Source organism: Thalassobacillus devorans MSP14 (assembly GCF_000496835.1).
In the GTDB taxonomy this organism is placed as follows: Bacteria; Bacillota; Bacilli; order Bacillales; family Halobacillaceae; genus Thalassobacillus; species Thalassobacillus devorans_B.
This window is the reverse complement of sequence record NZ_KI543239.1, coordinates 178,194-199,349: the sequence shown is the minus strand read 5'-3', so window position 1 is coordinate 199,349 and position 21,156 is coordinate 178,194. Positions and strand designations below refer to the sequence as shown.

The 21,156-nt window shown below is 42.7% G+C and carries 26 protein-coding genes; 6 read left to right on the top strand and 20 right to left on the bottom strand.

Going from position 1 to position 21,156, the window contains the following annotated elements:
• Window position 1 precedes the first annotated feature (1 nt).
• The 11 genes from P855_RS0120065 to acpS form a co-directional block, all read right to left on the bottom strand.
• Window positions 2-331 carry an STAS domain-containing protein gene (locus P855_RS0120065; RefSeq protein ID WP_028785213.1) on the bottom strand — a complete coding sequence of 110 codons (330 nt, stop codon included), beginning with the start codon at window positions 329-331 and terminating at the stop codon, window positions 2-4.
• Between the two features lie 64 nt (window positions 332-395).
• On the bottom strand, window positions 396-1,406 hold the full coding sequence (locus P855_RS0120060) for a PP2C family protein-serine/threonine phosphatase (protein WP_028785212.1): 1,011 nt from the start codon (window positions 1,404-1,406) through the stop codon (window positions 396-398).
• Window positions 1,407-1,420: 14 nt separating this feature from the next.
• A complete protein-coding gene (locus tag P855_RS0120055) occupies window positions 1,421-1,822 on the bottom strand; it encodes an anti-sigma regulatory factor (RefSeq protein ID WP_028785211.1) in 402 nt (133 codons plus the stop codon).
• A 4-nt stretch (window positions 1,823-1,826) separates the two neighbouring features.
• A complete protein-coding gene (locus tag P855_RS0120050) occupies window positions 1,827-2,183 on the bottom strand; it encodes an STAS domain-containing protein (protein ID WP_028785210.1) in 357 nt (118 codons plus the stop codon).
• 5 nt (window positions 2,184-2,188) lie between these two features.
• Window positions 2,189-3,058 (bottom strand): RsbT co-antagonist protein RsbRA, encoded by an 870-nt coding sequence (locus P855_RS0120045; RefSeq protein ID WP_028785209.1) that lies wholly within the window; start codon window positions 3,056-3,058, stop codon window positions 2,189-2,191.
• Window positions 3,059-3,311: 253 nt separating this feature from the next.
• Window positions 3,312-3,662 (bottom strand): type II toxin-antitoxin system PemK/MazF family toxin, encoded by a 351-nt coding sequence (locus P855_RS0120040; RefSeq protein WP_028785208.1) that lies wholly within the window; start codon window positions 3,660-3,662, stop codon window positions 3,312-3,314.
• 4 nt (window positions 3,663-3,666) lie between these two features.
• Entirely contained in the window at window positions 3,667-3,948 is a 282-nt protein-coding gene (locus tag P855_RS0120035) for a CopG family ribbon-helix-helix protein (protein ID WP_028785207.1), read from the bottom strand.
• Between the two features lie 162 nt (window positions 3,949-4,110).
• Complete coding sequence (alr, locus tag P855_RS0120030; RefSeq protein WP_028785206.1) at window positions 4,111-5,271, bottom strand: alanine racemase; 1,161 nt, start codon at window positions 5,269-5,271, stop codon at window positions 4,111-4,113.
• A gap of 127 nt (window positions 5,272-5,398) precedes the next feature.
• Window positions 5,399-6,415, bottom strand: coding sequence for a LolA family protein (locus P855_RS0120025; protein WP_028785205.1), 1,017 nt, complete (start codon window positions 6,413-6,415; stop codon window positions 5,399-5,401).
• A 52-nt stretch (window positions 6,416-6,467) separates the two neighbouring features.
• On the bottom strand, window positions 6,468-7,985 hold the full coding sequence (locus tag P855_RS0120020; protein ID WP_028785204.1) for a bifunctional ADP-dependent NAD(P)H-hydrate dehydratase/NAD(P)H-hydrate epimerase: 1,518 nt from the start codon (window positions 7,983-7,985) through the stop codon (window positions 6,468-6,470).
• 63 nt (window positions 7,986-8,048) lie between these two features.
• The gene (gene acpS, locus P855_RS0120015; RefSeq protein ID WP_028785203.1) at window positions 8,049-8,405 is read right to left on the bottom strand and encodes a holo-ACP synthase; all 357 of its coding nucleotides are present in this window, start codon (window positions 8,403-8,405) and stop codon (window positions 8,049-8,051) included.
• A gap of 121 nt (window positions 8,406-8,526) precedes the next feature.
• Here acpS and P855_RS0120010 point away from each other — a divergent pair, with 121 nt between their 5' ends.
• Window positions 8,527-9,291 carry a rhomboid family intramembrane serine protease gene (locus P855_RS0120010; RefSeq protein WP_028785202.1) on the top strand — a complete coding sequence of 255 codons (765 nt, stop codon included), beginning with the start codon at window positions 8,527-8,529 and terminating at the stop codon, window positions 9,289-9,291.
• A gap of 85 nt (window positions 9,292-9,376) precedes the next feature.
• Here the strand turns inward: P855_RS0120010 and P855_RS0120005 are convergent, their stop codons facing one another.
• The gene (locus P855_RS0120005; RefSeq protein WP_028785201.1) at window positions 9,377-10,321 is read right to left on the bottom strand and encodes a nucleoside hydrolase; all 945 of its coding nucleotides are present in this window, start codon (window positions 10,319-10,321) and stop codon (window positions 9,377-9,379) included.
• A gap of 226 nt (window positions 10,322-10,547) precedes the next feature.
• Window positions 10,548-12,005 carry a DEAD/DEAH box helicase gene (locus tag P855_RS0120000; protein ID WP_028785200.1) on the bottom strand — a complete coding sequence of 486 codons (1,458 nt, stop codon included), beginning with the start codon at window positions 12,003-12,005 and terminating at the stop codon, window positions 10,548-10,550.
• 223 nt (window positions 12,006-12,228) lie between these two features.
• Between P855_RS0120000 and P855_RS0119995 the strand changes: the two genes are divergently transcribed.
• Together P855_RS0119995 and P855_RS0119990 are read left to right on the top strand one after the other, a co-directional pair.
• Entirely contained in the window at window positions 12,229-13,155 is a 927-nt protein-coding gene (locus P855_RS0119995; RefSeq protein WP_028785199.1) for a DMT family transporter, read from the top strand.
• 21 nt (window positions 13,156-13,176) lie between these two features.
• Complete coding sequence (locus tag P855_RS0119990; RefSeq protein WP_028785198.1) at window positions 13,177-14,034, top strand: DegV family protein; 858 nt, start codon at window positions 13,177-13,179, stop codon at window positions 14,032-14,034.
• 307 nt (window positions 14,035-14,341) lie between these two features.
• Here P855_RS0119990 and P855_RS0119985 read toward each other — a convergent pair whose 3' ends face one another.
• From P855_RS0119985 to P855_RS0119970, 4 genes are all read right to left on the bottom strand, one after another.
• Window positions 14,342-15,028: an alpha/beta hydrolase gene (locus P855_RS0119985; protein ID WP_028785197.1), complete on the bottom strand. Its 687-nt coding sequence runs from the start codon at window positions 15,026-15,028 to the stop codon at window positions 14,342-14,344.
• A 69-nt stretch (window positions 15,029-15,097) separates the two neighbouring features.
• Window positions 15,098-15,484, bottom strand: a complete 387-nt coding sequence (locus P855_RS0119980) for a YppG family protein (protein WP_028785196.1) — start codon at window positions 15,482-15,484, stop codon at window positions 15,098-15,100.
• Window positions 15,485-15,626: 142 nt separating this feature from the next.
• Window positions 15,627-15,890 (bottom strand): glutaredoxin family protein, encoded by a 264-nt coding sequence (locus P855_RS0119975; RefSeq protein ID WP_028785195.1) that lies wholly within the window; start codon window positions 15,888-15,890, stop codon window positions 15,627-15,629.
• A gap of 203 nt (window positions 15,891-16,093) precedes the next feature.
• On the bottom strand, window positions 16,094-16,726 hold the full coding sequence (locus P855_RS0119970) for an SDR family oxidoreductase (RefSeq protein ID WP_028785194.1): 633 nt from the start codon (window positions 16,724-16,726) through the stop codon (window positions 16,094-16,096).
• A 120-nt stretch (window positions 16,727-16,846) separates the two neighbouring features.
• Between P855_RS0119970 and P855_RS0119965 the strand changes: the two genes are divergently transcribed.
• Entirely contained in the window at window positions 16,847-17,944 is a 1,098-nt protein-coding gene (locus P855_RS0119965; RefSeq protein WP_028785193.1) for an SDR family oxidoreductase, read from the top strand.
• A gap of 190 nt (window positions 17,945-18,134) precedes the next feature.
• On the opposite strand, the gene P855_RS0119960 is transcribed toward P855_RS0119965, so the two are convergent.
• Window positions 18,135-18,542 (bottom strand): hypothetical protein, encoded by a 408-nt coding sequence (locus P855_RS0119960; protein ID WP_028785192.1) that lies wholly within the window; start codon window positions 18,540-18,542, stop codon window positions 18,135-18,137.
• Between the two features lie 540 nt (window positions 18,543-19,082).
• Window positions 19,083-19,547 (bottom strand): MarR family winged helix-turn-helix transcriptional regulator, encoded by a 465-nt coding sequence (locus P855_RS0119955; RefSeq protein WP_028785191.1) that lies wholly within the window; start codon window positions 19,545-19,547, stop codon window positions 19,083-19,085.
• Window positions 19,548-19,700: 153 nt separating this feature from the next.
• Between P855_RS0119955 and P855_RS0119950 the strand changes: the two genes are divergently transcribed.
• Complete coding sequence (locus tag P855_RS0119950; protein WP_028785190.1) at window positions 19,701-20,312, top strand: class I SAM-dependent methyltransferase; 612 nt, start codon at window positions 19,701-19,703, stop codon at window positions 20,310-20,312.
• 88 nt (window positions 20,313-20,400) lie between these two features.
• Here the strand turns inward: P855_RS0119950 and P855_RS0119945 are convergent, their stop codons facing one another.
• Window positions 20,401-20,787 (bottom strand): VOC family protein, encoded by a 387-nt coding sequence (locus tag P855_RS0119945; protein ID WP_028785189.1) that lies wholly within the window; start codon window positions 20,785-20,787, stop codon window positions 20,401-20,403.
• 138 nt (window positions 20,788-20,925) lie between these two features.
• On the opposite strand from P855_RS0119945, the gene P855_RS0119940 reads away from it, so the two are divergent.
• Window positions 20,926-21,141, top strand: coding sequence for a hypothetical protein (locus P855_RS0119940; protein ID WP_037986657.1), 216 nt, complete (start codon window positions 20,926-20,928; stop codon window positions 21,139-21,141).
• Window positions 21,142-21,156: the final 15 nt, after the last annotated feature.

The window sequence follows — 21,156 nt, the reverse complement described above, 5'->3', positions numbered from 1 at the left end:
GTTAAATTCCACCTTGTACTGTAGAGTCGATATTCATGATCTCGGTTAGCCCGGTGATTTTGAACAGACGGTGCACACGCTCTTGCATATGAACCAGCTTCAATTCGGAATCATGTTCTTTGGTTGACTTCAAAGCACTGATGAAAACACCAAGTCCGGTACTATCCATATAGTTGACATTATTAAGGTCAACTTCTACTGTTTTGCCTTCTTCTTTTGTCAGGGGTAACAGTTCTTCTTTCAGTTTTGGAGCTGTAAACGCGTCGATTTCTCCTGAAAGGCTGACCACTGATTTGTGTTCTTTATTCGTTACATCTATCGTTAAGTTCAATTAACTCATCCTCTCAATATAGAAAATGGTGCATCAGATGACTTGTACCCACTTCAAGCGTGTGCTAAACATCTCTTCTAAGAACAACGAGGGTAAAATCATCCCTTAACTGAAAATCCTGTAACTTTTCAAAGTGCTTGTACACTTGCTCTACCATTTCCTGCGCAGGTAAATGCATATATTCCTTTATGATTTCAAGTACTTCCTCCGGCTCTATAAACCGGTCGCCCTGACGGCATTCTGTTACACCATCGGTCAACATGATAATCATATCACCAGGTTCCACCAGCTTTTCTTTTTGCGGATATTCTGCATCTTTGGTAACTCCGAGTACAAGCCCTGGAGCGTCCATTTCGGAAAACTCCCCTTGTTCATGGTGGTAATAATACCCTGGCTCGTGGCCTGCAGATGAATAATAGAACTTATGATCCTGCGGGTTATACAGGCCATAAAACATAGTAATGAACATACTGGAATCAACATTACGTTCCACTACCCGGTTAAGGCTTTCTAAAATAACACTAGGGTCCATGCGCTTATGAGGAAAACTGTCCATGGAATATTTGATCATAGACATACATAACGCTGCTGGGACCCCTTTACCAATTACGTCCGCGATACCGATTCCCAAGGAACCTTCCTGGTCCTGTACAAAATGATGATAATCTCCATTCATCTGTTTTGCTGGTACGCTGATAGCGCCAATATCTATTCCATTGAAATCGGGTTTGTTTGTAGAAAGCAATGTCTTCTGCATATTAGCAGCTACCGATAATTCGGATTTCAACTCAAGCTGCTTTTCTCTCAAAGCTTGATGCTCTTGATATGCCAGCCCATAGGAAATCATGGTTTCCAGAAGGAAATTCATGGAGGCCTGGATATCAGCCGGCATTTCAGGGTAGATTTCCTGTAATGATTGTACATGAATATTTATGATTTCTTCAGGCGAAATATTGTGCTGCATCGAGTGTTTACTGAATTGTTCAGCCTGATATAAGGCTTGTTCATCCTTAGTTCTGATATATTCTTTCAATAATTCTTTATAATTTTCAAGGTCAAGCTTCAAGGTGCTCATCGTTTAAACCTCCTTTAACGGAGCCATTTGACAACTTTAATTTCTGTGCCTTTTCCTTGCTCTGACACAATATCAAATTCATCCATCAATCTCTTGACACCAGGAAGGCCTGCTCCGAGTCCCCCAGAGGTAGAAAAACCATCTTCCATCACCTGGCTCAACTCTTCAATGCCAGGCCCCTCATCTACTGCGATGATACTCAACCCTTTATGGTTCATATCATCAATGGCCTCAAAACAAACCTTTCCACTTCCTGCATATAAATATATATTCCTTGCTAATTCTGAAATGGCAGTCGCAATGCGCGCTTGGTCGACCGTACCGAAGCCGATCTTTTTAGCAATATCCCGTCCTAATTGACGAGCCCCGACTATATCCCATTCCTTTTTAATATTGACACAGGATTGGAAGTCCATGCGCTTATTCCTCCAATTCCTGACGAAGTTTAATCAACCCTTGTTCTAAGTCTAATGCCGTCGGTACATCCTGCATATGGATTCCAAGGTCGATCAACGTCATCGCAACAGCTGGCTGGATGCCAGTCAATACAACTTTTGCGCCCATCAAATCTGACATCGTCACTACATCACCTAGTACTTTCGCGATGAATGAATCGATGATATCCACCGAAGTCAGATCAATGACAACGCCAGTGGCACCACTGGAGTGGATTTTATTTAATAGATCTTCTTGAAATTGAATGGCTGTCTGGTCATCCAAATCAATCTGAATAGAGATCAGCAAGTAATTATGAAGCTTTAAAATAGGAATTCTCACAGCCTTCACTCCCCATCTAGTGAATCGATTAGTTTTTCAATGCTTTCGTCCTTTTCTTCTGTGGCCACTATCTTGCGGTTGGTAAGTTCAAGCGCGGATTGAAACCCTTTGCGCAAAGAACTTTTGGTGGGGAACTTCGTCAAATCAATCCCCAGGTTCACAATCGTCTGGGCAATCTCAGGGCGGATACCCACTAAAATGCATGTAGATCCAATCAGCCTTACCGCTTCAGCTGCCTGGATGATATGATGGGCAACCATGGTGTCAACCACCGGTACCCCTGTAATATCAATCAGCACGACATCTGCATGGTGTTTGATGACTCCATCCAGCAAGTTCTCCATAATCAGCTTCGCACGTTCTGTATCAATCGTACCGATCAATGGCATAACCGTAATGTTTTCCATCACAGGAATCAACGGGGCGGATAATTCCTGCAGAGCCACACGCTGCAAGGAAACAATATGTTCCCAGCTGCCGGAATATTCGTTGACCAGTCTATTGATGATTGGTCCTACCCAGGCATCCACCTTTTGCATCACTCTGGATAAGTATTCCGAGTCAACTTTGTCTGATTGGCTAAGTATAAAATCAATCGTCACTCTGCGAAACACTTGCATTCCGTCAGTGAGATAACTCAATGGCCAGCCCAGGTTGATCAGTCGCTCTGAAAAGTCGTCCAACTCAGAGCTCAACCCCTGGTTTTCAATGCTGGAAAAAATGACATTCACAAACTCTCTGTTTGTACTTTCAAATAATTCATCAGAGATCGTGGAAGTGTATTCCTTATTTTTATTGTTTTGGACTTCTTCCAGCCACATCTTGACAATATCATTACTGTTTTCAAGCACAAGGCTCTTTAATTTGGCATCCATGTTTTACCCCCGCATAATTCACCATTAATTTTAGTTTATTAAACATTTTCCCATGAATCGTACCCTTAATCAAATAAAAACATCATTTTACCCTTTTTTGGTATATATTCCGACCAGGCCCGACATCAATCTACACCACCTATTATGTATCTTTATACTACTATAAACTCATGTGAAAGAAAGATTATTTAACAAATTGAAAATAGACTTTGATAATATACGAAAAAAACCGCCCGTTTACGGAGCGGTTTCATCAAAAAGCTATCAGACCAAGACTGATTTGCAACGCCTCATCGACGCGCTTCATCATCTTTTCGTCTAATTGCGTTATCTTATCTGTCAGTCTTTGTTTATCAATTGTCCGTATCTGTTCTAATAAAATAACTGAATCTCTTTCAAAACCATATTTTTCAGCATTGATTTCCACATGGGTCGGGAGTTTGGCTTTTTGTATTTGCGCTGTGATGGCAGCCACGATGACTGTTGGACTGAAACGATTTCCGATATCGTTCTGGAGAATGAGCACAGGGCGGACGCCGCCTTGTTCGGACCCCACCACCGGGGATAAATCAGCGAAATATACGTCGCCGCGTTTGACTATCAAATCTTCACACCCCGCTCACTAGGCGTTCTAGGGTGTTCTCCGCCTCCTCTTCCGCCTGAAAAGCTTCCGAAGCTATATTAAGATTGATTTTTGCCATCTCCACGTAGCCGTTTCGCATGGATTCTCTGATATGGCGTTTTTTCTTCTCCCGCAAATACATTTTCGTTGCCTGATACATGAAATCGCTCCAATTCCCGTTCTCGAGTTGCACTACCCCATCTACTTCATTCAACATGCTTTGAGGAAGTTTGATTGTGATTTCCTGCAGATTGTCGGACAAGACCATCCACCTCCACCATCCACTTTTGTAAAAAACCAGTCTATAATTCCATTCTCATATTACCACTCTATCGGTTGGTTTGCAAAGGGCTTCCGGCATTTTTTCCTGAAATTGTGTTTTCATGAGAGCAATTCGGGGTATAGGGATATATTGCCACAATGCATTGATTTAACCCGTCACTGCGTTTTTTACTTCAATGAGTTCCCCGTGGTCATAATAAATTCTTGGCACACGGGAACTGATGATGCATGGAACCTCATAATTGATGGTGTGCAAATAAGCCGCTACTTCATCCATGGAAATTTCTTCATTTCCTTGTCTGCCTATCAATGTAACCTTCTCTCCCACCTCGTACGGCTGATCGAGCTTGACCATAAACTGATCCATGCAAATTCTTCCTACAATCGGCATACGCTTGCCATTTATGAGTACATCCATTCCTTGTAACTGTCTGATCCACCCATCTGCATAACCCAGCGGAACGGTACCGATCCATTCATCTTTTTCTGCACAATAGGTAGCTCCATAACTGACGCAATCCCCTTTGTTCACCTGCTTGACATGGACAAGTCTGCTGTGGAGAGAAAAGGCAGGTTGAAGATCAATCGGACGTTCTTCTTTTACTACTGGAGAAGGGTATAGTCCATACAGGCTAATTCCAAATCGGAGCATATCTTCCTGCTGCCCAGGAAAGCGTAAACTTGTTGCACTATTACTGGAGTGAAAGACAATCGGCTTCGGCCAAACCCCTTCTACATACGCCCTCATATCCTTGTATAGACGCCGCTGATGCTCAAAATAAACAAAATCTTCCTCATCTGCGGTAGCAAAGTGGGTAAACACCCCTTCCAGTAATAAACGATCATCATCAAGCTCGGCTAATAAGCTTTCCAATTCATCCAAGGTACGTATTCCTACCCTTCCCATCCCTGTATCCCATTTCATGTGCAGTTTCAGGGGTCTGGGCAACTCCAGCTCCTTTACTTCCTGTATCCACTCCATTTGAAAAAAGGTCACTGTAATATCATGCTCAGCGGCAATGGGGGCATCCTGGCTTCGGATCCACCCCATAACCAGAATCGGAGCAGTGATGCCATTGGCCCTGAGCCGCAACGCTTCATCAAGCAGGGATACTGCCAGGGCATCGGCTCCAGCATCCAGAGCCGCACCGGCAACCTGGATATCTCCGTGTCCATATGCGTTAGCTTTAACGACAGCAAATATCTTCTTTTCTTTCGGAATATGGTTTCTTAAATTCTGGATATTATACGAAATCGCATCCAGGCGGATTTCCACCCAGGAATCACGATAAAAAGTTTCGATTGCCAAGGCTGTGTTCTCCTCTCAATTTCCTTTCATCTATTATTGAATGATGATACGGCCCTGTCAATCCTATCGCACCTTGTCTCTCGTTCAAAAAAATAAAAGCAGACCCACTGAGCCTGCCCAACGTCAATTATTTTTCTGCCTGCTCATAGACAGAGCTTGCCACTGCAATCATTTCTTCTTTCGTTAACGATTCACTGGCCAAGCGGAAGTTCATTCCTTTATAATTCCATTCCAGCATATTTTCACTTTGTGCCCCAACGGTAAAGCCTAAATTGACAGGTTCACCTTGAACGGGAACGACATCTGAAGTGCTCACTGTTTGAACTTCTGCTTGTTCCTGTATCAATGTGAAATTCCTTTCCCCCTCATAAGTCATGATGACACGCTTTCCGTTCTCGAGGTCCACTTCCTGTTTTTCTGTCATTTCTGCACCCAGCTGTTCGGAAGGGTAGCGCACCGTGAATGCTTGATTTTCTTCCATATTCATCACTGGCACTTCACTTTGGACAGCAGCCATGTTCTTTTGCACTTCGAAATCTTCTTCCTTGAATGAAGGATCCTTCGTGAATTTAGAGAATTGGACTTCTACCAATGCTTGCATATCCTGATCATACACTTTTACAAGCACAGGCTGATAGGTTTTCTTCTCAAAATAGATTTCCTGATAAGGAAGCGATTTGTTATTTTGATAGTTTGTTTTCGTTTTGAACATGTAATAATCATCCATAACCGTAAATGTAGACTCAGGATCTTTCATGATGTCCTGAACTAAAGATTCATAGAGATAAGGCTGACTGCTATTTTGCGGCCAATCACTCTGGAATTTAAAGCTTTTATTCAGTGCTGGAGTCAATACGTAAACACCGTCTTTATTCTTCAATATGACTTGACTGCCTTCTTCATCCTGATCGTGCTGCAGCTTCACACGGTAAAAATCTTTTTTCTTATGCCATACTTCTATATGGTACTTTTGTTCTTCTTTTCCCGTATTCATTGTCATGGTGGCGTTTGTTTTGTAGCCGCTCATTTTCTCGATCTTCTCTTCCAGATTTTGCACCACATCTTCTTTTGATTTTTCTCCACATGCAGTGAGCAGGATGAAGAACAGTGAAGCGAATATGATCAATGCACTACGTTTCTTCATGAATTCAACTCCTTTGTCTCATTTCGAGGACAAAGGGAACGCGCTCACCCGATTAAAATACAAATGTACGAAAAGATTGGGATAGACCCTCAATGAGGTCAGTTGCTAACAAGTCTGATTGGGAATGCTCTTCTGCTGTAAGCAGTTCTGCCGTTTTCCCATGCAGGAAACATCCATTGCATAAAGCTTCGGAAATGGACTCCGATTGCATAATCAGCGCAAGCAAAATACCGGACAAGACATCACCGCTGCCTCCTTTAGCTAAACCTGCGTTTCCGGACGTTTCTACCACTTGGGTTCCATCAGGCGTAGTAATAATCGTTGCCGGCCCTTTTAAAACTAAATAAACCCCATGAATGCAAGCGAATCTCCGGCTCTTCTCAAAGGGCCTTGCCAGCAATTCAGGCACTGTAATCCCTAACAGACCAGCCATCTCACCTGGATGAGGAGTAAGAATGGCAGGTTGGTTACGATTCTTCAAAACCTCCAGCATCGCTCTCAAATGATAGAGGCCGTCCGCGTCAATGAGTACAGGGACATCGGCTTCTTCTATTACTTGCCTTACAATCTCCCCTGAAGCTTCTGACCTGCCCATCCCCATGCCAAGGGCGATTCCATCATAGCCTGAGAAATCCATATCCAGCCTTTCCGCCAACATCCCATCGGCTTCTTTAGCACTAATTGCAGTAGCTTCTGGAATATGTGAAGAAACAGAAGGCCAGGCGCTGCCGGGTGTTGCCACCGCTGCCAGCCCAGCTCCAGACCGAAGCGCGGCCCGCGCAGAAAGAGCTATCGAACCTGGCATCAGGCAGGAACCTCCGATTAACAGACCCTTTCCATGTGTCCCTTTATGGGAAAAGGGACTCCGTTTTGGAAGAGATGCTATTGCTTTATGGCTTTCCCATAGCGATTGAGAAGGCTTGTTAAGCTTCAAAGGCGGCAACCCGATTTCCACAACCTCCCACTCCCCATAATATGGGGCGGTATGCTGCAGAAATAAACTCATCTTTGGGGCGGCAATGATGCACGTAAAGTCCGCCTGTAAACCATCAAAGTCCGTGACACCTTCATCTGCAGGTAAACCAGTAGGAATATCGACGGCAATTTTAAAGGCTTGTGTTTGATTGACGTAGGCTACAACTTGGTCAAATGGTGACTTCAGTTTCCCCTCAACCCCAATCCCAAGCATGGCGTCAATGATCACATCTGCCTGATCCAGCTCGCGGAATAATTCATTCACTCCTGTGAAGTGGTTGAGTTCATACCCCGCCCCCAGATACAGTTGTTTATGAGCCAGAGCATCCCCTCTGATTTTTTCATCAGGGACGAGCTGCCAGGCTTTAACCGCATAGCCTTTGTTCAATAACGTACGGGCGATGACAAATCCGTCCCCCCCATTATTGCCTGCACCAATCAGCACGATCATGTGCTGGCCGCTTCGCACCTGCTTTTCTACTTGTCCAGCTACTGCCCGTCCGGCATTTTCCATCAAAAGTTTTCCGTCCATCCCGGCTTCTTCGATTGACTTTCGATCCCAATCGTACATTTCTTTTGCGGTGACAATATACACTATCGTTCCCTCCTACCCGCATTAAACTATATGAGACAGCCTATTCATTTATGCAGAATGCTCCTACTCTTCTAATACAACCTGAGCGATGGCATGATCACGGCTATGTGAAATAGATAACCAGATATGCAAATGTTCATATCCGCTTACACTTATTTGAGGGGCCCCCTGATCTGTGCGGGAAATTTCAATATCCTGAAAGCTCACTTTTCCAATCCCCGTACCTAAAGCTTTCCCTACTGCTTCTTTAGCAGCAAAACGTCCGGCAATAAATTCTATCCGCCTTGCTTCATGTTTATATGAGGCTAGCTCCAATTGCTCCTTTTCGGTAAGTATTCTTTGTACAAACCGGTCATTACGCATTATAATTTTATTAATTCGTTCCAATTCTATCAGATCGATTCCGATACCTTTTATCATTGTACTCTTCCTTTTCCTATTGATGATTTCAGTATAACTGAAATACTACAAAGGAAAAAATATAACCGTGTCACAGCTTGCATAGTCTATAATAATGTCACTAACAAAAAGGGGATGGAACATGTTTCTTCGTACCGAAAGTTTTAAAGAATTTCTGCGTTATTATCCAATCGTATCCATCCTGGTCGCCATTCACCTTTTTTTATGGGTGCTGATCGACCTGTTTCAATTCAGGTTCGCCCTCGATTGGCTGCATGCAGGTATAGGACTTAATATCGCGATATCTTCAGGAGAATACTGGAGGCTGGTAACTCCCATTTTCTTACACAATGGGCTCGGACATGCGTTCTTCAATTCTTTTTCCCTAATATTGTTTGGCCCGGCACTTGAACAAATGCTCGGCAAAACCAGGTTCATCGCGACTTACTTGTTCGCTGGAGTCATCGGCAATGTAGCTACATACTTATTCCATCCCGATTCGTATATCCCACACCTCGGGGCTTCAGGAGCAATTTTCGGGCTTTTCGGTGTCTACTTATTCATGGTAGCCTACCGGAAACACTTGATCGACCAGGCTAATTCACAGATTGTCATGGTTATCTTCATCATAGGCCTTGTCATGACATTCATTCGCCCGAACATTAATATTCTTGGTCATATCGGCGGTCTGGCCGGCGGTTTTTTCCTTGCACCGCTTGTGTTGAAAAATGCCAGTCCTTTTTCCATCTGGAAAAATAGCAGCACTCCCACTAGTAAAGGAAATATTTCATTCAATCCGAACCGCTGGAAAAAGAGCCGTTTCCCATGGAAAAAGGTTCTCACTTATATAGTGTGGGGCAGCATCATCATCCTGGTTCTATTCGGACTACTTGGCAGAATCGCATAAAAAAAGCAGCCTGTTATGGCTGACATGTCCATAAAATAATGTAAGCTCAGAGCATTTTTAACGGCTCTGAGCTTTTGTTTGAAGTTTAAAAGTCTTCTCCTGTCATGGTACACATGAAATTTTTATAAAACGAAAAATAATCGAATTGAAAGGCGATCCGATGCCGCTTTTCGCTTGACGGAAGCGTTACATACGATCGTATATCCGCAATGGTTTGCCCACGATGCGCTCCTTCCCGTTCTGTAACAACTTTCACCGGCAGCATCCGAAAGCTGAACATGGTGTCATCCACGGCTGCCATTACCGGGAGTAAATCATGGATAGGACTTCCAATAATACCCGGATCTCTGTTTTTATAAAACTCATAATAATAATCAACTAAGGTTTTTAAAATTTTCGCCTTTCCTTTATAGGCTATGTAATCAGACATCGCAGGTGTTATAATCGCATGATCGGTAACATTCAATGGAAAAATGGTAACATTAGTGGCATAAGTGAAAACAATGTCCGCCGCAATCGGATCCGCATAAATATTGGCCTCAGATACAGCCGTGACATTTCCAGGTACCCAAAAGGCACCCCCCATGATGTAGTATGCCTTCACTTTCTCCATCAGTGATTGATACAATATGAACATGGTGGCCAAGGAAGTCAACCTTCCGACATTAACGATCACCAATTCATTCTCATATTTCTCAATCAAACGAACAATTTCAAAAAAGTTTTCAATAACACCTTCATAAACCCCCGGAATAATAGGTCCTAATCCATACTTCCCGTGAATTTCCGGATAAAAAGTGGGTTGTTCGCCGGTCATTGGCGTTTCTGCTCCACCAATTACTCTTATTTTCCCCTTCAAGTCGAACAGTTCCAGCAGGTAATGGACACTGGATACTGCTGCTTCTCTGGGTACATTACCATAATCAGCAACAACCCCAACCAGTTCAACACCTTCATTCAAATGGGAATAGATAAGAGCAACAGCATCATCAATCCCTATGTCCCCAAAGAATAGAACTTTCACCGCCATCCATTCCACCCCTATCTGGCTTAATACAGCGACCCCTTATATTAGTTCATGTTACCAGGCTCCCTTTTATGTATATTATTGGTAATCCACGGATAAAGACAAGCAGTTTTATAGCTTACCACCTGCTTAAAAACTAGCACAATCTTCCCGATTTCCGACCCATATAATTTTCTGGACGATTAAAAAAACCTGCCGGGATAGCACCCGGCAGGTTTATAAAAGTTCTTTATTTCTGGTTTTGATTGCGGCCACCGCGTTTTTGGTTGAATTTACGGTTACGTGAATTCTTACGGTTGAAGTCGCGCTTTTTATCATTTCGGTTATAAGACTTTTTCTTGCCTTTATCATACTGTGCTTTTTTAACACTGATCGGCTGGACACCAGAGAGACGGACTGGCGTTTCACGACGTTCTTTCGTCATCATTTTTAATGCTGCTGCTACAATGTCCATGGAATCATGCTGCTGCAGCAATTCGTTGGCTGCCTGGTGGTAAGCCTTAAGATCACTGCTTTCCATAGTCTTAAGAAGCTTATCAACAGCTACCTGCTGCTGACCACGCTGAGCTTCATCGTTTGATGGAACATCAAGACGCTCTACTTTTTTCTTTGTTAATTTCTCGATCAAATGCAATTGAGCTTTCTCACGATGCGTAATGAAAGAAATTGCTTTACCCTGGCGTCCAGCTCGTCCTGTTCTGCCGATACGGTGGACATAACTTTCCGGATCTTGCGGAATGTCGAAATTATATACGTGGGATACTTCAGAAATATCCAACCCACGAGCTGCAACATCGGTTGCGACCAGGATTTCAACTCTTCCTTGTTTGAACTTATTCAATACGGACATACGCTTCCCTTGAGTCAAATCACCATGGATTCCTTCGGCACGGAAGCCTCGTGTTTGCAAACCATCTGTCAACTCATCAACACGGCGTTTTGTCCGACCGAAGACAATAGCCAGTGCCGGAGCCTGGATGTCTAACAAACGAGTAAGTGCGTCGAATTTTTGTCGCTCCTGCAGTTCTACAAAGTACTGTTCAATGTTTTCCACAGTCATTTCTTTTGCCTTCACCTTAACCTCTTCAGGTTTCTTCATCAAGGTAGAAGCAATATCACGAATCGCTTTTGGCATGGTAGCTGAGAACAACAACGTCTGTCTTTGTTCCGGGATAGCCTTCAGGATATCTTTGATATCATCAATGAATCCCATGTTCAGCATCTCATCAGCTTCATCCAGTACGGCTGTATGCACGTTGGCCAGTTTGATGGTTCTGCGACGGATATGATCCAACAGGCGTCCTGGAGTCGCTACCACGATCTGATTTTGGTCTTTCAATGCACGGATTTGACGATCCATGTGCTGTCCGCCATAGATAGGCAGGGCACGGACCCCTTTGAATTTACCAAGACGGTTAATTTCTTCTGCAACCTGGATAGCAAGTTCACGAGTAGGCGCAACAACAAGCCCCTGGATATCGTTACGGTCCTGATCGATTTTTTCGATCATCGGGATACCGAAAGCTGCTGTTTTACCTGTACCTGTCTGCGCCTGCCCGATGACGTCCCGTCCCTGCATAGCGAGTGGTATAGTTTCAGACTGTATCGGTGTAGTTTCTTCAAAACCCATTTGGTCTAAAGATTTCAACACCGGTTTAGTTAATCCTAATGAATAAAATGTAGTCACGTTCTTTTCATACTCCTTTAAATAAAATCTTTTGTACTATTTCTATTGTAAGTCACGTAAAAAAAGCCTTTCCCCACTTTACGGAAGAGGCTGCCGCTCCACTTGTCCGATAGATTCATCCATCATAACATACGACCATTTTTTATTCTACCTATTTTTCAGATGCTTTTCAAACAGATGAATGATAAAATGGTAAAAAACTGATGTAACAAGGAGGGATCCGATGGATAAGCCTCCATTCAATCCATATATTGCTGTTTTTATCGGGGTCATTTCCGTTTCAACAGCAGCAATCTTCGTAAAGTTGGCGGCAGGAGCTCCAGCTTCTATTATTGCTAATTATCGCCTGTTATTCGCTGTTTTAATCATGAGTCCCTATGTACTTTTGAAATATAGGGAGGAGTTTCGCAAGATTTCAAAGCTGGACTGGCTATTAGCATGCTTTGCTGGTATTTTTCTCGCACTCCACTTCATTTTGTGGTTCGAGTCGCTAAGTTATACATCAGTAGCCAGCTCGGTCGTTCTGGTTACCATGCAGCCGATCTTCGCTTTTCTTGGAACTTATATCTTTTTTCAGGAAAGATTCACCGCCGGTGCTCTTTTAAGTATGGTAATCACCCTGACAGGAAGCGTCATCATTGGGTGGGGCGATTTCCAAATCAGCGGTATGGCGTTACTGGGAGATATTCTGGCACTGCTTGGCGGCGCGATGGTTACAGGGTATTTCCTTTTAGGTCAAAACTTACGCAAGCGGTTATCCTTAATGACTTATACCTTTGTTGTCTATGCGATGGCATCGGCAGTATTAATTATCTACAACCTGCTTTTACAGCATCCATTTACCGGATACCCGGCTGGTCATTGGTGGATCTTCCTGGCCCTCGCCATCATCCCGACCTTTTTTGGCCATACCATGTTCAATTGGGCACTGAAGTGGCTGAGCACCTCGACAATATCGATGAGTATTCTGTTCGAACCGCTAGGTGCAACCATATTAGCCTATATCATATTAGGTGAAATGATTACCTGGGCTCAATGGTTAGGCGGTACCATCGTAATATTCGGCTTGATGATGTTCATCTTTAGTACCACTAAAAAAGCAGCCCCTAAATTAACACGGTTAAGTAAAAACAATCATACGAATCAATAATTAATGAGAGCGGGTGTTAAGATGACTATTCAAATGATCATTGATGGAGGAGCAGATGTTCCTGAAAGCTTGATTGAAAATTACGGGCTGAAGATCGTACCATTGAATCTCCATTTTGGAGATGAACAATACAAGACGGGAGAAACCCTGGATCTCCCGCTCTTTTATGAAAAGCTAAAACAATCGGAGGAATTGCCACGTTCTTCTGCTCCAAGCCCTTATGACTTTTATCAAGCTTGCAAGCAAGTGGATAAAGACCGCCCCATCCTCGTGCTGGCGATGACCAAAGGATTAAGCAGTACTTACGAGAGCGCTGTTATGGGAAAAGATATGTTATTAGATGAGGAACCCGACCGGGAAATCGTCGTTTTGAATACAAAAACCGCTTCTTGTGGAGTAGCGCTGCTCGTGCAGGAAGCAGGAAAGAAAATCAAGGAAGGATCTGACCTGCAACAGCTTGCCTCCCATATGGAAGAACGGATAGAAAAAACAACAACACTTTTTATTCTGCAGACACTCGAAAACGTCATCAAAGGCGGCCGACTCGACAAAGTAAGAGGAACCATTGCTAAAACCTTGAATATTAAACTATTATTGAAAGCAAGCGATGATAAAGGTGACATTGAAGTAATTGAAAAAGTCCGCGGAAACAAAAAGGCATTCCGAAGATTTATTGAACAAATCGGAGAGTATGCCAACAGCTTTGAGGATCGTGTAATCTCCCTTTCTCATTGCAATAGCGAAGAGAAAGGCCGCTTGATTTTAAACGATATCAAAACCAAATATAATTTTAAAGACAGTCTGTTCATGGAAACCGGGCCATTGATTTCCACCTATGCCGGCGAAGGCGGACTCGTAATCGCGTTCTTCAAAGACTGATATTAAAGAAAGCGCAGGCGCCTTCTTTGCCCCACGAGCTTAAGCCAAGCCTCGCCGTGACGTTTTTGATCACAGAGAGGATTGGTTTAAGACCTTGAGTGGGTAGGCGCTGGAGCTGGATGCAGTTCAGTGCAAAATGTTATCTATAATCATCATTAAAATTTCCTGGACAAGAACTAAGAGCCTGGCTGATGGGTGTATGTTCCTTCAGCCAGGCTCTCTTTTATTTCGTTTAGCTTTTCACTGTCCCATGATATCGTTCATAATCAGGCTGTGGAGATAACAATACGAATATACCCGTCTCCAATTATCGTGTTAAGAAAGATATTACGGTCTCGAATAACTCATCTTTATTTTTACCATGGCAAATTAAATGCTTTGATTGCTTGAAAAAAACGAGCTGCTTGTCTTTGGAGGGGATTTCCTGTTCCAGGTAGAGCGCCGCTTTATCTGGGACCATCTCATCCTGCTTACCTTGAACGATCAAAATCGGATTGTGGATGTCCTTTAAATAAGGTCTTGTAAACTGAACACATTTAACAAACTCCACCGATGACGGAAATGGCGTCTGTTTCAATTTATTCTGATAGTGAAGGAACAGCTCATTCTCTTCCAGACTTCCCTTTAGAGCTTCTGTCAGAAAGCTGGTAAGATCCTTATACATTTGCGGTACGTTGATATATTTTCCTGCAGCTGATAACAATACGAGACGATCCACTTCATGTTTAGCAGAAAGATAGGCAGCAATCATGCCCCCCATGGAAAAACCGATAATATATACTTTATCACACGTTTTTTTCAGTTCAAGGTAGGCAAGTTCAGCCGCTGCGATCCATTCCTGGAAGTAGCGGCCTTTTAAATCCAGTACTCTTCCATGCCCTGGAAGTGTAGGGACTTCAAATTTCCAGTCGGTCCTTTGCTCCAGGTAAGTCACTAATGGCTGTACTTCATATGGTCCTCCTGTATAGCCATGAATACATAAACAACCGATCACGTTTGTCCCTCCTTCGCCTAACTGAAAACATAAAAGAAGTAAGCGTACAAGGACTCGCCCTGCACGCTATTAGCGGATTCCTTTAATGAACCCGCCTATGCCTTTCATCAATGGGGAAAGCTGATTGGCAGTTTGTGCTAATTGGCCGACGGTCTTCATCATTTTATCCATATCAATCTGACCATTCTGATCCTGAAAATAACCGATCATGTTCTTAGGGTTTACGCCGTTGTTATAGAAAAAAGGCTGATTGCCGTATCCACTTTGCATCTTATTCTGCTGCGGAAACATCGGTTTTGTGTAATATTCAAAAGGGTTTCCCGGCGCTTGAGGCATATTCCAGCTTTGCGGATATTGAGGATAACTATAAGAATATTCTCCCATCATCGGCTGGTGCTGGTAAGGGTACGGGAAGAATGGTTCCTGCTGATAATATCTATCTGAATAGGAAAACATGAAAATCACCTTCTTCCTTTCTATCAACAGCCTATGTTTACTAAGTAAAATGGTGATTTGCATAAACAGAAATTGCAGGTTTTCTACAAAAAAAAGACAAGTGATGAACGATCACTTGTAAAATAGCCCTATCGCATTGTCATCAATGAACATTAAAAGAAATGTCATTATATATGCCAAGTTTTCTTTGCAACTTCCCTTTTTGGAAACCCAAAACCTGTTCACCATCAATGAATGCTGCAGGCGTGCCATATATCTTCTGCCTCTGCAGTTCTTTGAAATGCTCTCTATTTTCAGATACATTTTTTTCTCTGAAATTGACATCCCATTCTTTTAACTTTGCAACGACTTTTTCACAATGTGAACAATTATTGCTGACGTATACGACAACATCATGCTTCGTCATCGGTGTGCCCCCTATAATTCCGAGTAATCCTATATCACTGCTGCTAATGCAGTGCCTAGTATATAATACATGTCTACCCCGTTTCAACAGAGGCTAAACCTTTTCCAGAAATTTTTAATAGAAAAATAATCCCTGTCATCCTGCCGTTATAAAAGGCTGCTCCTAATAAGGAACAGCCTCCTTTTGGGATTGTCTTTTTTACATTAATAAGCCAATACTTCTTCCAGTTGGGTATCTCCCTCTAATATTTCAAAGGTCTCGTTTTCTGCACGAGGAACACTTAACAGATATGCCAGCGTTTCTGCTACATCCTCCCGGGAAATGCTACCGAACTCATGCAGCTTTTCGTCCAGTCTGATTTTTCCTGTTCCAGGATTGTTCGTTAAACCACCCGGTCGTACGATTGTGTAATTCAACCCGGAATTTCTTAAATATTCATCCGCTCGATGTTTTGCGAATAAATAATGTTTCATTCCATCAGGGCCTGCGTCTGGCTGGTCAGCCCCCATCGAACTTAACAGGATATAGCGCTGCACTCCAAAGCGCCTGGCCAGATCAATAGATTTTATCGCACCTTCCTGGTCAATCAGAACCGTTTTATCCGCTCCGGTATGCGGGCCTGAACCTGCCGCAAAGATAACTGCATCCACACCGTAATAGGCGGAAGAAAAGTCCCCTTCTAAGTCACCTAGTACCGTATCAACTCCTGCTTCTTCAAATTGCGGCACCTGGTTGGTATCCCGTACCATCGCTACCGGGACATGTTCTGAATCCTTTAATTTATTGATAAGTAACTTGCCAACCTTTCCATTTGCACCGATAACTAATACACGCACAATAACGTCCTCCTTTGAAAGATAACTCATATTCATTCTTCCCTTCTTAAAAATCATATAAACAAACAGGGAAATTACCGCTATCTATCGAATAATATCGAAAAGGAAGGAGACATTTAGATGGCCAATACATATTTCTTTACAGGATATCCCGGATTCCTTGCTTCACATTTGATAGATGAAATCTTCCATCAAGGCTATCCCGTGGACAAAATATATTTGTTGTACGTTAAATCAGCAAAAAAACAGGCAGAATCATCATTGCAGAGGCTTATCCAGAAAAGCTACCTGACCGAAGATAAGTTTTGTTTAATCGAAGGCGACATCACTGCTCCTGAGTTTGGTATTGATGAAGAGACATCCGCACAGTTAAAAAATGAAGTGACCCACTTTTTTCACCTGGCAGCTATCTATGACTTATCCGTACCTTTAACTCCAGCATGGCAGGTAAATGTCAATGGAACGAGGCATGTCAATGAGTGGGTAAAACTGGCAGACCGTATAGAACGCTATAGCTATTTCAGTACAGCTTATGTATCAGGTAGACGCTCAGGCGCTATCTACGAAAACGAACTGGAACATGAAGCAGGCTTTAAAAATCATTATGAATACACCAAATATGAAGCAGAACGATTGGTTCAATCAGTAAAGCATGATGTACCAACTACGATCCTGCGCCCAGGTATAGTAGTTGGAGATTCCAAAGAGGGTACTACCGCTAAATTCGATGGCCCATATTTCATCCTTAATATGATTGCGCATATGAGCTACGCTCCCCTGCTTCCTTTTTTCGGAGAAGGACAGGTAGAGGTGAATCTGGTCCCATGGGATTACGTCGTCCAGGCTGCCATCCACCTCAGTCATCACCCTATCGGCGCAGGGAAAACCTACCACCTGACCGATCCGGCGCCATTGACGGCAAAAGCTATCTATAAACTTTTTGCCAACTCATATCTCTCCAAAGAACCTAGCTTTACCGTACCACTTGGATGGGCAGGAAATACGTTGAAACTGGCAGTTGTCCGGAAATGGTTAGGCATGCCAAAGGAAGCGTTAGACTACTTCACTTGCGACAGTCATTATGATGTTTCCCAGACTCAAAAAGACCTGGAAGGTACTCCTATCACATGCCCTGACTTCACGAGCATTCAGGAGAATCTCGTTAAATACTATAAAGCTAACAGAAAAAATCCCGCTAAGCAGGTATCTATCCACTGACAGGGCTATAAGAAAAAATCGGTTTGGCCCCAGGACATATGGAGAAAGCCTTCGTATTTTCTTGCTGGAGCTTGATGTGACCCACCGCTTAAAGTGAGCCACACAAAGAATCACTAATAATTCCCCAGACGAGTATAAAAAGGCCGACACACTTTTGGTGTCGGCTTTCATTAAATAAACTTCCTCATGGTCAAATTGCATTTTTCACTAACCTGCGCACTTGCTTCACGTGTTTGAAAGGCGAAGACAGTGAGGGCATATAAATAGAAAACGGCAGCATTACCAGACCGAAAAAGAACATTGGCACCTGTATTTGCTGCATGCCGGAACTTGGCATAATAGCATTCACATCAGGCTGGAACATCAGGAAATCCCGGTACCACCCAAGCCAGTGGATGCCATCGCTGTAAAAAAGCCCAATCAAAAGGATCCCATTAATAATGAACAAGGAAATCATGGTGACATGATACATCATTGGTACCTGCTTCTTTTTTGCACCTTCCTCATATCTCCATATCATTCCCATCATAAATACAGCAACAGAGACATACGGGAAAATCATCCATACCAAAAGACCAGATAAGTTCATATCAACCACGATACCCTCTCCCTTTCAAAGGTTTTTACTATTTATATAGTAAATTCTTTTTGAAAGGCTAACTATGATATACGTCACACATCCTTCATTTTTTTCAGACTTCCACCCACTCCGCATAAAGTGCAGCAATTTTTGTTTCCAGACGTTCTTTTTGTATATTCAACCCCTCTAACTCACCCTATTCCCGCTTTTCCATCATTCTTTTTTCAAGCTTTTCCAAAGCTTTTCCAAATTTGCTTCTCTTCCACATAAATTAACTTTTCATAATCCTTTTCTACCGGATTGTTTTGTTTGTATGGCTGCTGAATGATTTTTTCCTGTTCTTCAGCCTGGGTCGTTTGCAGCTGTTTCCACTTATGCTGTGTTTCCTGATAGCTGCCAGGGAAACGGCTTTTTAACTTCTTTTAATGAAATGATCAAATTTCTTCCTCCTAAAGACAAAAAAAGTCAAAGGTCCGCAGACCTTTGACTTTTTCAGATAAAGTAAATATATCTTCAGGAATTAAATTATCATCAATTGTATCAATTCTCTGATTAAATCTAGCCCTTTAACTGATCTGCGTGTTTACCGAGTTTTTTCAGCAGTTCGATCGCCTGGAGCTTCTCCTCTTCCGACAGTCCATCAGTGATCTGCTCAATCTGCTTCCAATGGTCCGGAAAGATTTTATTAAGCATTTCTTTCCCCTTAGGGGTAATAGATGCATACGTTATACGACGATCATTAGGACAAGGGATTCTTTCTAAATAGGCTTTCTTTTCTAATTTATCTACCACATAGGTGATACTTCCGCTTGCCAGCAGGATCTTTTCTCCAATTTTCTGAAGCGGCTGTTCCCCTTGATGGTATAGAAGTTCCAACACACCAAATTCCGTGGCATTTAAGCCATAGCGGTGAATATCTTTTTTAACCAGATCTTCAATCGACCTTTCTGCTTTTGACAACACAACAAACAGCTTTAAGGAAGGATCCTCTTTTTTCTGTTGGTATTGTTCTTTTTCATCCATAGGGTTTCTTCCTCTCATTAATATCTCGAATTTAAAATAATTATAAATCGGTGATAAATCCCTGTCAAATCACTTACGGGTGTTGGTGAATCAACAAAATTTATGGCATACTTTATGAAGATGATTCATTTTTATAGAAAGCGGTGAAGAATAGTGGTTGAGGATACTGGCGAACGTGTTATTCCAGAGTACATGAAGCCCTCCAACAGGATGCTGCTCGAGCATATGGCACGTTACCAATTTGCCATGCCCTATACAAAAGGAAGAGTATTGGATTTGTCGTGCGGCGCCGGTTACGGGACCCACATGATAGCGAAAGAAAGAAAAAAAGAAGTAAATGAAGTCATTGGTGTCGATATTGATCCTGCTATCATCGAATATGCTAAAGCGACTTATTATCATCCGAAAACAAGTTATAAAGTTATGGATGCTGTCGATCCAGAGCTTCCGGAAAAACTCGGGACCTTCGATACGATTGTGAGCTTTGAAACATATGAACACATCGAAGACGAAGAACAACTGTTAGCCAATTACTACAACTTACTAAAAGAAGGCGGAACCCTGGTGGTGTCCACTCCGTTCGGCCAGGGGCGCGGCAAGCCAAGTAGTTCGCCATTTCATATTCATCAGTTGAAACCGGAGGAATTCCAGGACTTATTTACTGATTATAGTTCAAAAGAATTCTTTTATCAAAAAGGGGTTTTAATCGAGCCACCACGGGATACAGTTCATTACCCCCTTGGAATAGCCGTCTCACATAAATAAGAGGAGCTTTCAATGTTGAAAGCTCCTCTTATTTTTCTGTATCTCCTGACCAGGCATTCATACCTCCAGTTGCCATCCCTTCTATCGATCAAGATGGAATATTGCCGCAAATCATGACAACATTCTTATCAGGGTCTTCAATGTTGAACCAGCCAAAATCCCCATGTCTCTCTATATCACGTACAATTATTATACCTTTTCCTTTTACCCACTGGTAGCTTTTTGCAAGGTCTGAAGAGCAAAAATTAAATACCGGGGTGTGTACTGGTTCAAATTGATAATCCGGGTCAAAAGCATGGTCATCCAACGTCATATAAACTTCTCCTGTAAGGGGCATATTATAAACCGGAGACTCCACCCTGCTGCTATCAAATGGAAGGTCTAATAAATCACTATACCAGGCTGCTGACCGACGCAAATTCTTCGTATGTACAAACACTGCATGAACTTTTGGTTCAAAACCACTTACTGTCATTCTTTCTCCTCCTTTTCCTCTATATCTTTTAATTCCATAAAACCCATGAAATCCCTTTTTATGTGGGGTAATTCAGCTTGCAACGAATAAGCTTGTGAACGAGCTGCAAACTAACCTAAGTCAGGAGGTGGATAAATCGTGGCCAAAAAAAGAAACCAGACACAGCAGAATGTGACCCGCACAGCCAAGAGTATCAAGGACGGTGCAGATGCAGCATTTGATGCTGTCCAGGGAGCAACAGAAGCTGTTGAAAGTGCTGCCATGAACGCAGTGGATAAAACTGCAGATGCAGTCAATAAAGCTGCAGATGACGATGATGAAAACCCTAAACGCCCCGTCAACACTTATTTCTAAGAATTTAAAAACACA

Bases quoted from the DNA above. Each gene is read 5' to 3' on its own strand.
- P855_RS0120005 (WP_028785201.1), bottom strand. From the start codon at position 10,321: ATGGCGGTGAAAGTTCTATTCTTTGGGGACATAGGGATTGATGATGCT.
- P855_RS0119980 (WP_028785196.1), bottom strand. From the start codon at position 15,484: ATGTTTTCCTATTCAGATAGATATTATCAGCAGGAACCATTCTTCCCG.
- P855_RS0119955 (WP_028785191.1), bottom strand. From the start codon at position 19,547: ATGGATGAAAAAGAACAATACCAACAGAAAAAAGAGGATCCTTCCTTA.
- P855_RS0119990 (WP_028785198.1), top strand. From the start codon at position 13,177: ATGACTATTCAAATGATCATTGATGGAGGAGCAGATGTTCCTGAAAGC.
- P855_RS0119945 (WP_028785189.1), bottom strand. From the start codon at position 20,787: ATGACAGTAAGTGGTTTTGAACCAAAAGTTCATGCAGTGTTTGTACAT.
- P855_RS0119965 (WP_028785193.1), top strand. From the start codon at position 16,847: ATGGCCAATACATATTTCTTTACAGGATATCCCGGATTCCTTGCTTCA.
- P855_RS0120035 (WP_028785207.1), bottom strand. From the start codon at position 3,948: ATGGTCTTGTCCGACAATCTGCAGGAAATCACAATCAAACTTCCTCAA.
- P855_RS0120045 (WP_028785209.1), bottom strand. From the start codon at position 3,058: ATGGATGCCAAATTAAAGAGCCTTGTGCTTGAAAACAGTAATGATATT.
- P855_RS0119995 (WP_028785199.1), top strand. From the start codon at position 12,229: ATGGATAAGCCTCCATTCAATCCATATATTGCTGTTTTTATCGGGGTC.
- P855_RS0120060 (WP_028785212.1), bottom strand. From the start codon at position 1,406: ATGAGCACCTTGAAGCTTGACCTTGAAAATTATAAAGAATTATTGAAA.
- P855_RS0120055 (WP_028785211.1), bottom strand. From the start codon at position 1,822: ATGGACTTCCAATCCTGTGTCAATATTAAAAAGGAATGGGATATAGTC.
- P855_RS0120010 (WP_028785202.1), top strand. From the start codon at position 8,527: ATGTTTCTTCGTACCGAAAGTTTTAAAGAATTTCTGCGTTATTATCCA.
- acpS (WP_028785203.1), bottom strand. From the start codon at position 8,405: ATGATAAAAGGTATCGGAATCGATCTGATAGAATTGGAACGAATTAAT.
- P855_RS0120025 (WP_028785205.1), bottom strand. From the start codon at position 6,415: ATGAAGAAACGTAGTGCATTGATCATATTCGCTTCACTGTTCTTCATC.
- P855_RS0119975 (WP_028785195.1), bottom strand. From the start codon at position 15,890: ATGACGAAGCATGATGTTGTCGTATACGTCAGCAATAATTGTTCACAT.